This is a genomic window from Synechococcus sp. PH41509, assembly GCF_020514285.1.
In the GTDB taxonomy this organism is placed as follows: Bacteria; Cyanobacteriota; Cyanobacteriia; order PCC-6307; family Cyanobiaceae; genus Parasynechococcus.
In genome coordinates this window covers 25,787-37,830 of record NZ_VTLD01000026.1, presented here as the reverse complement: position 1 = coordinate 37,830, position 12,044 = coordinate 25,787, and the positions used below count along the sequence as shown (strand labels likewise).

Below are 12,044 nucleotides of genomic sequence, written 5' to 3'. Positions count from 1 at the left end.
GGTCTAATACGTGGGTCTCGTTCTCACAGTCCCATGCTTACCGGAGCTGAATTGCTCAACCGCGTCAAGGAACTTGGCGATTGCGCCAAAACAGATCTGGCCAAAGGTTGTGGCTATGTCGTCACCAAGAAAGACGGCTCTGAACAGGTGAAATTCACGGCGTTCTACGAGGCTCTGCTGGAAGCCAAGGGCCTCTCCTTTTCCACCGGTGGATCCGGTGTTGGTAAGGGTGGTCGCAAGTTGTCTTACAAAGCTGTGGTTCAGGGCAATGGCAATCTGCTGATCGGTAAGGCCTACACCGCCATCCTTGAACTGCAGCCTGGTGATGAATACGAAATCAAGCTGGGACGTAAGCAGATCCGCCTGATTCCCGTCGGTGGTTCTGAAGAAGAGGATTGATTTCATTTCTGGTTCAGCAGAAACAACATTTCTCCCTGTGGCCTCTTAGGTTCCACGGGGAATTTTTTTGCTCCAATGCCCTACCAACCCACCAAGGAGCATTTGGACCATCACATTCCAGACACCTTCAAGAGCATCAACAACATGATGCGGCAGCTGAAGCAAGACATCGGCATGGATGACCGCTACATCGCTCTGATGCTTGATGCTTTGTCGCGGGAATATTCAGCCAAGCAGCCGATTGGTGATGGTTTCGGCTTCCGCTGAACGTTGAAGGGCTGTTCCAATCAATCTGTTCCAATCAACCTGTTGCTACCAACCGGTGGAATGGCGCCTCAGTTCACCGATGAAACGACTCCTGCTTGTCCACAACCTGGTGCATGGTCAGAGCGTTGTGCATGAACTGGAGGACAAAGATTTCGCCGTGGAGTTGGTGGAGGGCGATCCCGAGGTCGATGAGCAGGGGGAGATGGACGTGGAAAGTCGTTTTTTCATCCGGGTCGACACCGAATGATTCCGGTGAGCAGCTCAGCACAGAGGTGATTGGTTGCACTTGATCAGCGCTATCTCGAAGACATCAGTTGGTGGATCGTTATGTCGACGCGCTACGTGCTTCGGACGGGAGAAATCATTCTCTCCAATCGCAACCCTGAGGGGCTTGATGTCTACTGCTACCGAACGGGCTACAACCACCACACCTGTCTATTGCTCTCCGAGCAATCCGAGGCGGATTTCCTGCTCCGCTATGGATCGGAGGAGTTGAACGTGGCCTACCCAGGTTGACTGCTGCCTTGGCCCTTCCCCCAGGCCCTTGACGCTGCTCAGATCGTGGCCTGAATGGGTTGGCATCAAGGCAATTCCATGGATGACGTCAGGCTGCAACTGCTGCTTCAGGAAGCTGAGGACCATCTCCGTTCCCGCAGCTGTCGTCAGCGTTATGAGCGCGCCGTCGTTCGTCTGCCCGACAGCCGCCGGGGCATCTGGTTCGGTGATGACAAGCGTGCTGCCTGATCCTCGGTATCGGTGCTGAGCGGCTGCACATCCCGCTTGATCTTGGGGCGATCGCCCTCAGCTGACGGCTGACGGTATTCCGGCTGATGCGTTGCGGGCCGACTCCAGGGGGGCATGCAGCAAGTCGAAGACCGAATCGATGCGTTCAGCTTCCACTTGCGAAATGGAGAGCATCAAGGCCAACAGATCGAGATGGCGACGTTCTTCTGCGGAATAGGCACCATCGGAGCGCATCAGTTCCGAGGCCATGGCGTAGGCCGTGAGGGCCTGATCTGCGCTGAGCACCTTGGCCGCTTCAAGCATTAGAGCCTTATTTCCCCGCTCCATCCGCAGCGCGAGCACGGCATCCATCAAGAGCACCAGCTCGTTGTCACTCATCCGGCAGTAAGGCTCGCGGTAGTCGAGGGCGTGCCGGAATGCCCTTGCTCCGGCGCGGCTGAGGGTGTCGTCCCACGACACCGCAGTGAGGCCAACGGCCGCAAAGGCTGTGACGACATTCATCTGGGATGACGCAGGCGTTGCCCAACTGTCAACGCAATCCGCGGTTCGTGATTGTCTAAAGCGTCACAGAGCGACCCAGATGAGTTGTTTGGCCTATCTGGGGGATGGCCTCACTCCGGAAGACGCTCCACGGCCACATGCATGAACCGTTTCACCATGGCGATCGGCCAGCCTTCCCGCTGCAGCTCTTCAGCGATCTGATCAATCTGATAGACGATCTCCTCGGCGACGAGCTCTTCCAGCAGATGGTTGGAGTGTTGCGTGGTGGTCATGGCTCGATTGCACTGCTTCGGGGCTAACCCATCCAGGCTGTGTTGCGCCACTTCGATTTCGTGGCGATCGGTTGCAGGCTGGTGCCGCTGTTGCCAGCTTGAGGGCATGAAACAGCCCTCCCTGCTCCGACGCGTCGGCACCTACCTGCTCGGTCTGGTGGATGAGTATTGGGCGATGCGTCGCCCTTGGCAGTACGGCGCCAAGCAACCCCAATGCGGATTGCAATGCGATGGCGATCATTGCGAACGGATCGACTGAGTCACTCGCAAAAATGCGCCTTTACACGGGTTGCCGTTGCTCTGTGCCCTCACAACAGTGAGGTCAGCATCTGGAGATTGGATGGAGTTCAAAAGCCGCATTTTTGCCACCTCGCGAGGCTCCACCATTGATGCCATCGGTGAAGGGCGTTATCTGGTCTGCAATCCGGCTTACTGCTTCATGGTGCATGGCCTGCGTCAGGCCCATGAAGCCGTTCAACGCCAGGAGAAGTCTGCGCTTTGAGCCATGGCTGAGTACCGAATTCACTGCAAGCACTGTGGCTACGAGGGGAAGGACAACTCCCGCTGGATCCCTTTCGTGCAGGTGGAAAAGCGGGGGCAGGATTGTCCCCATTGCGGTCGCCCGACGCTGCTTGAGCCCTGGTGCACGCTGCGATCTGAGTCGTCCATGCCGGATTACTAAATTCGCTTCTGCGACGCAGCTTCCGGGTTAAAAGTTTTGCCAGGTGCTGGTCAGCCACTGGGGAGCCAAGCTCCACCAGATGGCGGTTGCCACGAAGATGGCGGCCAGGCCGATCAGGCTGGTGATCAGCTCCTCCTGCCTGCTGTCGGAGCGAAGTTTTTTGGCTTTTCCCATCGTTCCTTTGGATGCTTCCCTCGGTGTAAGGCCTCTGCTCAGAGTTGGCCATCGGTCAAAACACCCGGCCACACTCCTGGCGATGATGGAGTCAGATTCAAGGCCCGATGAGCACCGCCACGTTTGCTGAGTTCGCCGAGCGGGCCGACTATTCCCTGCTGGAAGCCCTGACTCCTGATCCGGAGGCGACAGCTGATGGGCAGGACCACCGCCCTCGCCAGGTCCTCTCCGGTCATTACGTGCCGGTGACACCCACCCCGTTGCCTGAACCCGAATACGTCGCGCATAGCCGAACGTTGTTCAAGGAGCTTGGCCTGAGTGACGACCTTGCCCAGGACGATCAGTTCCGCAGGATGTTCTCAGGCGATCTCCTTGTGGCCACCGGTCCAATGCGGCCTTGGGGCTGGGCAACGGGCTATGCCCTGTCGATCTACGGCACGGAATACACCCAGCAGTGCCCCTTTGGAAATGGCAATGGCTACGGCGATGGCCGAGCCATGTCGGTGTTTGAAGGGGTGTTTGAGGGGCGCCGCTGGGAGATGCAGCTCAAAGGGGGTGGTCCGACGCCCTATTGCCGTGGTGCCGATGGTCGAGCGGTGCTCCGCTCCAGTGTTCGTGAGTTTCTGTCGCAGGAGTTCATGCACGCCCTCGGTGTTCCCACCTCCCGTTCTCTGACCCTCTACGTCTCCCATGCTGAGACGGTGCGTCGCCCCTGGTATTCAGAGAACTCACGCTCCATGGACCCGGACGTGATGGTCGACAACCCTGCGGCCATCAGCACCCGGGTGGCGCCATCGTTTCTGCGGGTGGGTCAGCTGGAGTTGTTCGCCCGCCGTGCCCGCAGTGATACCCATCCCAAGGCGCACCAGGAGCTGTACCTGATCGTGGCGCACCTGATCGAACGCAATTACCGCCAGGAGATCGATCCCCGCCTGCCCTTCAGCGATCAGGTTGTGCTGTTGGCGCAGGTGTTCCGTGATCGCCTCACGGCCTTGGTCGCCAACTGGATCCGCGTTGGCTACTGCCAGGGCAACTTCAACAGCGACAACTGCGCCGCCGGTGGCTTCACTCTCGATTACGGCCCGTTCGGATTCTGTGAGCTGTTCGATCCGCGCTTTCAGCCCTGGACCGGTGGCGGCGCTCATTTCTGCTTTTTCAACCAGCCGGTTGCAGCTGAGGCCAACTACCGCATGTTCTGGAAATCCCTGCGCACGCTGATGGAGGGCCAGGCGGAGGCTCAGGCACAACTCGACCAGTTGCTGGAGGGTTTCCCTGTTGCCATGCAGGACGCCATGCAACGGATGTGGAGCAGCAAACTCGGCTTGTCCGGCACCGCTGAAACACTGGTGCAGGAGTTGCTGCAGCTCCTGGTGGAGTCGAGCGCCGATTATTCGATGTTCTTCCGCCGCTTGTCGGATCTGCCCGATCAGATTGATCCGCTGCGGGACTGTTTCTATCTGCCCCTCTCGGCGACCCTCGAATCCCAGTGGCAGGACTGGTTGCAACGCTGGCGTGCCCAGTGGCCCCATGGCGTCGATCCGTCCCTGATCTCCTCGGGTATGCGGCGGGTCAATCCGGCGATCACCTGGCGTGAGTGGTTGATCGCTCCGGCTTACCAGCAGGCAGCCGAAGGCAGTACCTCCCTGATGGCTGAACTTCAGCAGCTGTTCAGCGCGCCCTACGACACCCCTTCCCCCGAGCTGGCGGCCCGATACGACCGCTTGAAGCCCCGGGAGTTCTTCAGCGCTGGAGGGGTGTCCCACTACAGCTGTTCGTCTTGACCGCTGATGACGTTCTGCACTTCTGGTTTCAGCAGTGCCGTCCCTGGCAGTGGTTTCGCCGCCGCGACAGCTTCGATGCTTTGGTGCGCGATCGTTTTGGTGCTTTGGTTGAGCGTGCTCTTGCCGGTGATCTTCAGGAGTGGGCGGATCAGCCCTGCAGCGCTCTGGCTCTGGTGTTGTTGCTGGATCAATTCAGCCGTCAGATCTGGCGCGGGGAGGCCAGGGCCTTCTCAGGAGATCGACAGGCGTTGGCTGTTGCCCTGATGGGCCTCCAACAAGGATGGGTAGCGGCTGAACCGCAGCGACCGCGACGTCAGTTTTGGCTGATGCCTCTGCTGCACAGCGAAGAGGAAGGCGTGGTGGCGAAGGCCATTCCCTTGCTGGAGCAATGGGCGGATGCCGCCACAGCCGATGTGGCTCGCCGCAATTTGATGCAGCTGCAGCGCTTCAGTCGTTATCCCCAGCGCAATGCTGCCCTCGGACGCAGCAGTTCACGGGCAGAAGTCTTGTTTCTGGAAGGATGATCCCGTTGCGCGTGTGTCTCGCTCTATCTCCGCAATCGGTCCTCAGCACTCGTTGGTCTCAACGTAAAAAGTATCTCGTTAACGCTCTGTGTTTCAGGAATTCATTTCTGTTTCAAACGGTAGATCAACGAGTCAAATCTTGTTCCAGTCTCCCGATGGGCAAAATGACAAAGGCGTTGAGGTGAATGCACACCAACGCAATCATTTTTCCTCCTAACAGCATCTCTGCTTTGTTTTACAACTCTGCTTACTTCTGTTCCCCTTCATCAGCCATCAATCGAAGCGCCGCATTCATGACGGCAACTTTTACCTCCCGTCGCTCCAATCCTTGACGTTCGAAGTGACGGACGATGCGCGACAGGTCCCACCAGACAGCGACTTCGACTTCATCCATTTCATTGGCGACGTGGAGAGCCATGACTGCGCTTAGACCTATTTCAGCTGTAGCCCGCTGCCAGCTCTTCGCGAAGCTCCTCCTGAATGACTGCTGAATTCAGTTGCGATTTAGCGTTGATTGCGGCATTCCGTGGCTACGAATCAGTTGATTGCACCCTTCACCTTGCAGCACTATCTGATTGTTTGGACGTTCCCGACTGTGGAGGGGGCGTGGGAGTCATCTCCAGGCTTTGCTGAGTACATCAATGCTGGAGCCCCTGGAGATGTCTTTGATGGCTTCGCACTCAAATATCGCGTCTGCGAGCCGATCAGCGGTAGTGGTGTGGCAATTGCCGTTGCCAGTGATATCGGCAAGGTCTGGGCGCACCTCGGCCCTTGGATCAAGGATTTCGGTATTCAGTTTGATGTCACCGCTGTGGTTTCGGATGCCGAATTTGCTGCCATGTGGCCGATGGTGGAAGCTGCAGCATCCGTCGACTGAGACGGCTCTCCTTCACACCGATGTCTGGCCGTGACGCTCGCCCTGCTTGAGCCTGTGCTGCTTCTCGCTACGGCCACAGCAGCTTCAGCGGGATTGTTGATCCTTCAGTTGGGTCTGCGACGGGTGTTTGCTGTTGCACCGCGATTGAAGCCGGCCCAGGAGGTTTCCGCCCCAGACACCTCCCTGACGGTGGTCATCCCCGCCTTCAACGAAGCCCACAACATCGCTGACTGCCTGGGCAGCGTGCTGGCCAGTGCGCCCCCTTGCCGGGATTGGTCAGTGGTGGTGGTGGACGACGAGTCAACAGATGCGACCGTCGAGAACGCCATCCGGGCCGGTTCTACCGCTTCACGATTCCGCCTGATCAAGGCGGGCCCCCGACCTGCCGACGAGCGCTGGGTCGGCAAGAACTGGGCCTGCAGTAAGGCCGTCGAGCAGGTCTCCAGCGACTGGCTTTTGTTTATCGATGCAGACGTTCGACTGAAGCCGGATGCGCTTCAACGGGCCCTGGCGCAAGCTGTTGATGAGCACGCCGATCTGCTGAGCCTGGCACCGCGGCTGAGCTGCGGATGCCTGGCGGAGTGGATGGTTCAGCCGATCATGGCCAGCCTGCTGGGCCTTGGCTTCCCCATCCTTGAAACCAATAATCCGGAATCGCCGGTGGCGTTTGCGGCAGGTCCGTTCATGTTGTTTAAGGCATCCACCTACGAGTGCATTGGTGGTCACCGGGCTCTCGCGGGAGAGGTGGTGGAGGATCTCGCCCTCGCCCGGGCCATCAAGGCCGGCGGCTATCGACTTAGTTATTTGCTGGGCCTCGATGCGGTCGACCTTCGGATGTATGCCGACCTCGCTGCACTCTGGGAAGGGTGGACCAAGAATTGGTTCCTCGGGTTGGACAGGGATCCAGCCAAAGCCATCGGTGCCGCCTTGGTGGTGGTCCTGATGTTCACAGTTCCGTGGCTGTTGTTGCCGACATCGCTCGTTCTGCTCTGGCTTCAGCCCGTGCTGTCAGTCGCTTGGTTGTGGCTCATGGCTTCGGCGGGTCTAGCCATCGTTCAGCAGCTGCTGCTGCGGCTCTGGACGCGCAGCACCTTTGATGTGCCCATCAGGTACTGGTACCTGATGGGTGTGGGTGGTTTGCTGGTGGGTGCGATCGGTCCCGTTTCGATCTGGCGCACACGCACGGGTCGTGGCTGGACCTGGAAAGGACGCGCTCTCGGCTAAGGGGGTTTGGTCCTTTCAGACCATTACGAGTGGCGAGCCTGTTTATGTGCATCTTCAGCTCGACGCCGCAGCGCTGCATGCCGGAATGCCGTTTCCAGCTTGGTCAATCTGGGCTGTTTGTCTTTTAAAGCAGCCTCTCCGCGCGCTTTGGCTGCGTTGATGAAATCGTCTGATTTTGTGCCGCTGAGTCCAGTCATCTCAAGGTCCTAACTGCTTCAAGCCTGCTTTCGTTAAGGCTGAACTCGCCTCGAATAAAAGGCCTTCTATGGAATTCACGCTTGAACGATGCGTTCTGTTCTCTCTGGACCACGCCATTGCGCTGACCCATTCAGAGCCTCTTCTTGGGCCCCGCTGAGCCGATGCTGTTCCATGCGAAAAAGGAACGTTGATCGGCTTCGGTGCGCTGTGTGCGAAGGTAATCAGTGTTGAGCCAGTCTTTTTTTTGACGATCTTTATTGGAAATCTCTCCTGGGACGCTGAGCGGGAGGATTTGGTACACCTGTTCGGACAGTACGGCGAAGTGAGCAAGTGCTCCTTGCCGCTGGACCGGGAGACAGGCCGCAAGCGTGGTTTCGCTTTTGTGGATCTCAGCAATGAAGCCGATGAGCAATCGGCGATTGATGATCTTCAGAACGTCGAGTGGATGGGGCGTGCCATCTCGGTTCGTAAGGCCGAACCTCGCCGCTGATCCTCGGGATCAATCAACGGGTGATGGGGCGGTGATTGATCACCGCCCCATCACCCTTTTGTTCGCCAAGGCGTTCTGTTAATGGGATTGCTTGCCTCAACTTCCGAAGCCTCGCTCGGTAGATGAGGGTGATCCCTCCGTTTGTGCTGCGCCTGTGTTGATCTGTTGGTTTTGAGAGGCCTTGCTGAACCGGCTATCGATCAAACGCGAGACCACATAAATCCCAATGAACATGGGGATATAGATCTGGTAGGCACTCTGCTGCTCAAGCTGCAGCTGATTGACGACGGTGACGGCTGCTGTGCTGAGCACGAGGTAAATCCCGACGCGGCGAAATAGGGGGGACTTGAACAACGATTTGGAAGGCCGGGGTCTTCATCATGCTCACCCCGTTGAAATCCCTCAGCTGGGGGATGTGCCAAACGAGCTCTGGCACCTGAATGGAGAGGCCATGCAACGAATCCGATGCCTATCAACGCAGGCTTAAGATTCTTGTAAGAGTTGGGCCAGTGCTGTGATCGGTTTGATCGCCTCAGGTTTGTTCCTCATGTTTCCATCGATGCCCGGGGCAGATCTCTCTCTGTTCCGCCAGCTGAACAGCGAGCTCGGAGCCCTCTGTCAGGAACCTCCCGTTCAGGCGCTCAGGGTTTGTCGCCTGCATTCGCGGTTGGTGAACCGTTAATCGGGCGGGCCTGGCACTCTGATCCTTCAGCGATCGTCCTGCACCACGCCACAGGCAACCCGTGCCCCACCTCCGCCCAGGGGTGGTTCGTCTCGGTAGGTGTCGCCACCAGCGTGAACAATCAGTGCCTTGCCCCGGAGATCGGCTGTGCTGAGCCGCGGTGCAACAACGCTGGTGTTTGTGTTGCCGTCGTCATCCACGATCAGCTTGCTCAGGTCGCCTCGGTGGCCGTTGCCGAAGGGGCCGAGGTGCTGACCTGATCCGTCCGGGTCCCAGTGCCCACCCGCGGCAAGGCCGGCAACTGCGGTGCCATCCTCGATTTCGCCTGCATCACAGCTGCCAACGCTGTGGAGGTGAAAGCCATGCTCCCCTGGTGTCAGCCCCGACAGATCGGGATAGATCACCATGCCTTGATCGGTGTCCTGCGCTGTGATGCTGCCGATCGACTCGCCAGTGCCGTTTCCATCGATGCGTTGCAGTGTCACCTCCAAGGCTCCGCACCAGCCGGGTGTGATGGTGATCAGGCTGATGAGCAGAAGGAGCTGAGCGAGCAGGCGACGCATCACAGAACAGCATGTTCTTGAATTGTGCCCCCCTGTCGGTGCCTTCTGCGGCGAAGATGGAGCATCGTTCGGTTGATTCTTGGTGATGCGGTGGGAATACACCCAGTTGCGCTTCGTACCCCGTGGCAAGTCATGGACCGGCGAAATAGAGGAGCTCTGGCTGGATGATCGCCAGCTGATTTCCAGAAACCATCCGCAGCGTGAAGTCAGCCTGGTGGGATTGATGAATGAGTTGGGTGAGCAGGGTTGGGAGCTGGTGACCTATGCCCAACCCTTCACCGGATACCACGGTGGTTGCTACACCTTTAAGCGTCAGAAGTAACCAGATCGTTCAGAGCACGCTGGCATTGATGTGCTGAGCCATCCCCATGAAACCAATGACGAGAAGGGCGACAGCAATTGTTGAAACAAGAGATGCTACGCCAATTTGTCTTTGATGATTCAAGGTTTTCATGCCTCGTCCTCACTTTTTAGATGTACAAGAATGCATTGTTCGTAGCATCTGCCATCGTCAAGATTGCAGAGTGTTAGGCATTCGAAATAGGCATTAACTTGAGATTCAGTTACACAGGCTTGGGCTGCATTTGGTGATTCAAGAGTTCTGCTCAGCATGTCTTTCATCGGTTCGCTTGGTGACACTATGCTTGTTTTTCTTTTAAGGCAATTATTTTATTTCGGCGGGTAAATACCTAGATAAGATTACCTATGACGATGTGAATGGATTTGTTTGCACGTCTTGAATCCAAAGCCGATGTGATTGCCAGTCCAGCCTGTTTAAGGTGATTGGATGAACAACCGGAATCCCACTGAGCGGCTTGAGGACGAGCTTGATCGTGCCAAGGCTTTTGGGCGCTGGCTCAGTGAAGAGGAGCAGGCTGAGCTTGATCGTGCCGCTGACGCCGTGGCCACGCGAGTGGAAACAAGGAAACGGCGTGATCGAAAGCTGGTGATTTTGACGGGTGTCTGTCTGTTGATTCCGCCGCTCTGGCCCTTGGCTTTGGGGCTGACCTTGTTTCTTCTTTATCCAGACACCATGGCCAGGATCGGACTGGCTGCTGGTATCGCTTTCCTGGTCGGCGGACTATTGCTGGCTGGCGTGCTGGGTTTAGCCATGGTCTGGCTGGTTCAACTGTTGTTCTGATCAGTCCAAGCCCTTGGATTTCACAACTGTCATGCCGACGGGGGCCAGGGCAATCAACGCCAGTTTGATGTGTTGAATGCCGAAGGGAATGCCGATGATCGTGACAAAGCAGGCCAATGCACTGCTGAGGTGACCCAGGGCCAACCACCACCCAGCCACAAGGACCCAAATCACGTTTCCGATCAGGCCGAGGGTCCCCGTTCCCAGGTCATCTCTTCCCCTGAGATAACGGCGGTTGACCGCTTCTGAACCGAAGGGCCACAGAGAGAAAAGCCCCATCACCCAGCATGACCGTGCCCATGGCAGTCCCACGATGGTGATGGCGCAGATCAATGCGGCAACCCACCAGGCCAGAGCCATGGGTAGGCCGCCGAGAACAACCCATAGAAGGTTGAGGGCCATAGAGATCATGTCTCCATTGTCACGGCAAAGCCGATGTCCGTTCGTTAAATTCTGTAAAAGGTGTTTGACCAGGCATGCCCGGCAGTTTCGGAATTATCGGTTGTGGATACGTCGGATCTGCTGTCGCCGTCCATCTAAGACATCAGGGTCATGAGGTTGTTGGAACCACGACCAACCCCGAACGGTTGGTTGAACTTTGCGATGTGGTCGACCATCCCCGCATCTACAACGCTTGCGACTCCATGGCCGATGCCAGCTTTCTGGATCGTCTTGATGGTGTTCTGATCGCTATGGCCCCGACCACCTCCACTTTTGAGGAGGATCAATACGAAAAGGTCTATGGCCAGGCTGTTCCAGCCCTTGTTGAAGCCCTGCGTCAGCGTCAAGGCCACAGGCCGCTGCATGTCTCGTATCTGAGCAGTGCAGGGGTTTACGGGGATCAGTCCGGTGCCGTTTGCAATGAGCTGACTCCCTTGGATTCTTCCAACAGTGCCAACGCTCTTCTTGCCAGTGCCGAGACAGCTGTTCTCGCCTTAAACGATGCTTCAACCCAGGCCTGTGTTCTTCGGCTCGGTGGTATTTATGGCCCTGGGAAGGACATCCCGTCCTATATCCGCAGTGCTGCGGGTCAGTCGGTTCGTAAAAACGGCAATCACATCAATGCCTGGGTCCATCTGCAGGACATCATCAGGGGCATTGACTTCGCTTTCGGGAAACGGCTTCAAGGGATTTACAACCTTGTGGATGATCTCCAGTTCACCCGTCGTCAGCTGTCCAATGCACTGTGTGACGACCAAGGCCTCCCCCCCGTGATCTGGGACAACCACGACCGCCCCGGGGCGCGCATCTTCAATGCCCGTGTCAGTAACGCACGTCTGCGTGAAATCGGTTTCCAGCCCAGCATTTCGTCCATGCTTGAGCCTGTGGCGGCCTGAAACTCATCGCGAAATAGCGATTCCGTTCGGCCGACGCTACTGAATTGATCTTTCGAGACGCTGTGATCTTTGGTAAGAGACTGGGCGTGTTTGTGTAAAGCGAGATTGCGAGATCCACGGTCGGATCGTTGCATTGTTTAGACATTGCTCAATCGAGTTGATGTGTGGTGAAAGAAGACTCATTTTGT

The 12,044-nt window shown here is 57.3% G+C and carries 25 protein-coding genes; 16 read left to right on the top strand and 9 right to left on the bottom strand.

Annotated features, from left to right (window positions below):
- Positions 1-33 precede the first annotated feature (33 nt).
- The 5 genes from FZZ88_RS09955 (at position 34) to FZZ88_RS09935 (ending at position 1,410) form a co-directional block, all read left to right on the top strand.
- On the top strand, positions 34-399 hold the full coding sequence (locus FZZ88_RS09955) for an AbrB family transcriptional regulator (RefSeq protein WP_115021855.1): 366 nt from the start codon (positions 34-36) through the stop codon (positions 397-399).
- 75 nt (positions 400-474) lie between these two features.
- Positions 475-666: a hypothetical protein gene (locus FZZ88_RS09950; RefSeq protein ID WP_115021857.1), complete on the top strand. Its 192-nt coding sequence runs from the start codon at positions 475-477 to the stop codon at positions 664-666.
- Between the two features lie 79 nt (positions 667-745).
- Positions 746-913, top strand: coding sequence for a hypothetical protein (locus FZZ88_RS09945; protein WP_166017024.1), 168 nt, complete (start codon positions 746-748; stop codon positions 911-913).
- A 29-nt stretch (positions 914-942) separates the two neighbouring features.
- A complete protein-coding gene (locus tag FZZ88_RS09940) occupies positions 943-1,182 on the top strand; it encodes a hypothetical protein (RefSeq protein WP_166017023.1) in 240 nt (79 codons plus the stop codon).
- A gap of 78 nt (positions 1,183-1,260) precedes the next feature.
- Positions 1,261-1,410 (top strand): hypothetical protein, encoded by a 150-nt coding sequence (locus tag FZZ88_RS09935; RefSeq protein WP_166017022.1) that lies wholly within the window; start codon positions 1,261-1,263, stop codon positions 1,408-1,410.
- Between the two features lie 57 nt (positions 1,411-1,467).
- Here the strand turns inward: FZZ88_RS09935 and FZZ88_RS09930 are convergent, their stop codons facing one another.
- Entirely contained in the window at positions 1,468-1,911 is a 444-nt protein-coding gene (locus tag FZZ88_RS09930; RefSeq protein ID WP_166017021.1) for a tellurite resistance TerB family protein, read from the bottom strand.
- A gap of 110 nt (positions 1,912-2,021) precedes the next feature.
- Positions 2,022-2,291, bottom strand: coding sequence for a hypothetical protein (locus FZZ88_RS09925; RefSeq protein ID WP_166016971.1), 270 nt, complete (start codon positions 2,289-2,291; stop codon positions 2,022-2,024).
- Between FZZ88_RS09925 and FZZ88_RS09920 the strand changes: the two genes are divergently transcribed.
- From FZZ88_RS09920 to FZZ88_RS09910, 3 genes are all read left to right on the top strand, one after another.
- Positions 2,290-2,442, top strand: coding sequence for a hypothetical protein (locus tag FZZ88_RS09920; protein WP_166017020.1), 153 nt, complete (start codon positions 2,290-2,292; stop codon positions 2,440-2,442). The two genes, FZZ88_RS09925 and FZZ88_RS09920, sit on opposite strands and share 2 nt — an antisense overlap.
- An 81-nt stretch (positions 2,443-2,523) precedes the next feature.
- Positions 2,524-2,685 (top strand): hypothetical protein, encoded by a 162-nt coding sequence (locus FZZ88_RS09915; protein ID WP_166017019.1) that lies wholly within the window; start codon positions 2,524-2,526, stop codon positions 2,683-2,685.
- 3 nt (positions 2,686-2,688) lie between these two features.
- Positions 2,689-2,865 (top strand): hypothetical protein, encoded by a 177-nt coding sequence (locus FZZ88_RS09910; RefSeq protein ID WP_166017018.1) that lies wholly within the window; start codon positions 2,689-2,691, stop codon positions 2,863-2,865.
- A gap of 27 nt (positions 2,866-2,892) precedes the next feature.
- Here FZZ88_RS09910 and FZZ88_RS09905 read toward each other — a convergent pair whose 3' ends face one another.
- Entirely contained in the window at positions 2,893-3,039 is a 147-nt protein-coding gene (locus FZZ88_RS09905) for a hypothetical protein (protein WP_166017017.1), read from the bottom strand.
- 107 nt (positions 3,040-3,146) lie between these two features.
- Between FZZ88_RS09905 and FZZ88_RS09900 the strand changes: the two genes are divergently transcribed.
- Both FZZ88_RS09900 and FZZ88_RS09895 read left to right on the top strand, forming a co-directional pair.
- The gene (locus FZZ88_RS09900) at positions 3,147-4,820 is read left to right on the top strand and encodes a protein adenylyltransferase SelO family protein (RefSeq protein ID WP_166017016.1); all 1,674 of its coding nucleotides are present in this window, start codon (positions 3,147-3,149) and stop codon (positions 4,818-4,820) included.
- Positions 4,817-5,344: a DUF924 family protein gene (locus FZZ88_RS09895; protein ID WP_166017015.1), complete on the top strand. Its 528-nt coding sequence runs from the start codon at positions 4,817-4,819 to the stop codon at positions 5,342-5,344. Before FZZ88_RS09900 ends, FZZ88_RS09895 begins: the two co-directional genes overlap by 4 nt.
- A gap of 247 nt (positions 5,345-5,591) precedes the next feature.
- Here the strand turns inward: FZZ88_RS09895 and FZZ88_RS09890 are convergent, their stop codons facing one another.
- Positions 5,592-5,762 (bottom strand): hypothetical protein, encoded by a 171-nt coding sequence (locus FZZ88_RS09890; protein ID WP_166017014.1) that lies wholly within the window; start codon positions 5,760-5,762, stop codon positions 5,592-5,594.
- Positions 5,763-5,903: 141 nt separating this feature from the next.
- Between FZZ88_RS09890 and FZZ88_RS09885 the strand changes: the two genes are divergently transcribed.
- Both FZZ88_RS09885 and FZZ88_RS09880 read left to right on the top strand, forming a co-directional pair.
- On the top strand, positions 5,904-6,221 hold the full coding sequence (locus FZZ88_RS09885) for a DUF3303 domain-containing protein (RefSeq protein ID WP_115022096.1): 318 nt from the start codon (positions 5,904-5,906) through the stop codon (positions 6,219-6,221).
- A gap of 30 nt (positions 6,222-6,251) precedes the next feature.
- The gene (locus FZZ88_RS09880) at positions 6,252-7,445 is read left to right on the top strand and encodes a glycosyltransferase family 2 protein (RefSeq protein WP_166017013.1); all 1,194 of its coding nucleotides are present in this window, start codon (positions 6,252-6,254) and stop codon (positions 7,443-7,445) included.
- 23 nt (positions 7,446-7,468) lie between these two features.
- Here the strand turns inward: FZZ88_RS09880 and FZZ88_RS09875 are convergent, their stop codons facing one another.
- Positions 7,469-7,642 carry a hypothetical protein gene (locus FZZ88_RS09875; RefSeq protein WP_166017012.1) on the bottom strand — a complete coding sequence of 58 codons (174 nt, stop codon included), beginning with the start codon at positions 7,640-7,642 and terminating at the stop codon, positions 7,469-7,471.
- A gap of 245 nt (positions 7,643-7,887) precedes the next feature.
- Between FZZ88_RS09875 and FZZ88_RS09870 the strand changes: the two genes are divergently transcribed.
- Complete coding sequence (locus FZZ88_RS09870; RefSeq protein ID WP_115022097.1) at positions 7,888-8,133, top strand: RNA-binding protein; 246 nt, start codon at positions 7,888-7,890, stop codon at positions 8,131-8,133.
- A gap of 96 nt (positions 8,134-8,229) precedes the next feature.
- On the opposite strand, the gene FZZ88_RS09865 is transcribed toward FZZ88_RS09870, so the two are convergent.
- Both FZZ88_RS09865 and sodC read right to left on the bottom strand, forming a co-directional pair.
- Positions 8,230-8,487 carry a hypothetical protein gene (locus FZZ88_RS09865; protein ID WP_166017011.1) on the bottom strand — a complete coding sequence of 86 codons (258 nt, stop codon included), beginning with the start codon at positions 8,485-8,487 and terminating at the stop codon, positions 8,230-8,232.
- Between the two features lie 354 nt (positions 8,488-8,841).
- The gene (gene sodC, locus FZZ88_RS09860) at positions 8,842-9,378 is read right to left on the bottom strand and encodes a superoxide dismutase family protein (protein WP_166017010.1); all 537 of its coding nucleotides are present in this window, start codon (positions 9,376-9,378) and stop codon (positions 8,842-8,844) included.
- Positions 9,379-9,463: 85 nt separating this feature from the next.
- Here sodC and FZZ88_RS09855 point away from each other — a divergent pair, with 85 nt between their 5' ends.
- Entirely contained in the window at positions 9,464-9,700 is a 237-nt protein-coding gene (locus FZZ88_RS09855; protein WP_166017338.1) for a hypothetical protein, read from the top strand.
- Between the two features lie 9 nt (positions 9,701-9,709).
- Here FZZ88_RS09855 and FZZ88_RS12190 read toward each other — a convergent pair whose 3' ends face one another.
- Entirely contained in the window at positions 9,710-9,832 is a 123-nt protein-coding gene (locus tag FZZ88_RS12190) for a hypothetical protein (RefSeq protein ID WP_255453064.1), read from the bottom strand.
- Positions 9,833-10,165: 333 nt separating this feature from the next.
- Between FZZ88_RS12190 and FZZ88_RS09850 the strand changes: the two genes are divergently transcribed.
- Entirely contained in the window at positions 10,166-10,519 is a 354-nt protein-coding gene (locus FZZ88_RS09850; RefSeq protein ID WP_166017009.1) for a hypothetical protein, read from the top strand.
- Here the strand turns inward: FZZ88_RS09850 and FZZ88_RS09845 are convergent, their stop codons facing one another.
- Complete coding sequence (locus FZZ88_RS09845; protein ID WP_166017008.1) at positions 10,520-10,930, bottom strand: YccF domain-containing protein; 411 nt, start codon at positions 10,928-10,930, stop codon at positions 10,520-10,522. It abuts the gene before it with no gap.
- Positions 10,931-10,995: 65 nt separating this feature from the next.
- Here FZZ88_RS09845 and FZZ88_RS09840 point away from each other — a divergent pair, with 65 nt between their 5' ends.
- Positions 10,996-11,856: an SDR family oxidoreductase gene (locus FZZ88_RS09840; RefSeq protein ID WP_166017007.1), complete on the top strand. Its 861-nt coding sequence runs from the start codon at positions 10,996-10,998 to the stop codon at positions 11,854-11,856.
- The last annotated feature ends 188 nt before the right edge of the window (positions 11,857-12,044 follow it).

Bases quoted from the DNA above. Each gene is read 5' to 3' on its own strand.
- FZZ88_RS09890 (WP_166017014.1), bottom strand. From the start codon at position 5,762: ATGGCTCTCCACGTCGCCAATGAAATGGATGAAGTCGAAGTCGCTGTC.
- FZZ88_RS09925 (WP_166016971.1), bottom strand. From the start codon at position 2,291: ATGCCCTCAAGCTGGCAACAGCGGCACCAGCCTGCAACCGATCGCCAC.
- sodC (WP_166017010.1), bottom strand. From the start codon at position 9,378: ATGCGTCGCCTGCTCGCTCAGCTCCTTCTGCTCATCAGCCTGATCACC.
- FZZ88_RS09915 (WP_166017019.1), top strand. From the start codon at position 2,524: ATGGAGTTCAAAAGCCGCATTTTTGCCACCTCGCGAGGCTCCACCATT.
- FZZ88_RS09935 (WP_166017022.1), top strand. From the start codon at position 1,261: ATGGATGACGTCAGGCTGCAACTGCTGCTTCAGGAAGCTGAGGACCAT.
- FZZ88_RS09930 (WP_166017021.1), bottom strand. From the start codon at position 1,911: ATGAATGTCGTCACAGCCTTTGCGGCCGTTGGCCTCACTGCGGTGTCG.
- FZZ88_RS09950 (WP_115021857.1), top strand. From the start codon at position 475: ATGCCCTACCAACCCACCAAGGAGCATTTGGACCATCACATTCCAGAC.
- FZZ88_RS09920 (WP_166017020.1), top strand. From the start codon at position 2,290: ATGAAACAGCCCTCCCTGCTCCGACGCGTCGGCACCTACCTGCTCGGT.
- FZZ88_RS09905 (WP_166017017.1), bottom strand. From the start codon at position 3,039: ATGGGAAAAGCCAAAAAACTTCGCTCCGACAGCAGGCAGGAGGAGCTG.
- FZZ88_RS09845 (WP_166017008.1), bottom strand. From the start codon at position 10,930: ATGATCTCTATGGCCCTCAACCTTCTATGGGTTGTTCTCGGCGGCCTA.
- FZZ88_RS09840 (WP_166017007.1), top strand. From the start codon at position 10,996: ATGCCCGGCAGTTTCGGAATTATCGGTTGTGGATACGTCGGATCTGCT.
- FZZ88_RS09900 (WP_166017016.1), top strand. From the start codon at position 3,147: ATGAGCACCGCCACGTTTGCTGAGTTCGCCGAGCGGGCCGACTATTCC.
- FZZ88_RS09850 (WP_166017009.1), top strand. From the start codon at position 10,166: ATGAACAACCGGAATCCCACTGAGCGGCTTGAGGACGAGCTTGATCGT.
- FZZ88_RS12190 (WP_255453064.1), bottom strand. From the start codon at position 9,832: ATGAAAACCTTGAATCATCAAAGACAAATTGGCGTAGCATCTCTTGTT.
- FZZ88_RS09910 (WP_166017018.1), top strand. From the start codon at position 2,689: ATGGCTGAGTACCGAATTCACTGCAAGCACTGTGGCTACGAGGGGAAG.
- FZZ88_RS09875 (WP_166017012.1), bottom strand. From the start codon at position 7,642: ATGACTGGACTCAGCGGCACAAAATCAGACGATTTCATCAACGCAGCC.
- FZZ88_RS09855 (WP_166017338.1), top strand. From the start codon at position 9,464: ATGCGGTGGGAATACACCCAGTTGCGCTTCGTACCCCGTGGCAAGTCA.
- FZZ88_RS09955 (WP_115021855.1), top strand. From the start codon at position 34: ATGCTTACCGGAGCTGAATTGCTCAACCGCGTCAAGGAACTTGGCGAT.
- FZZ88_RS09945 (WP_166017024.1), top strand. From the start codon at position 746: ATGAAACGACTCCTGCTTGTCCACAACCTGGTGCATGGTCAGAGCGTT.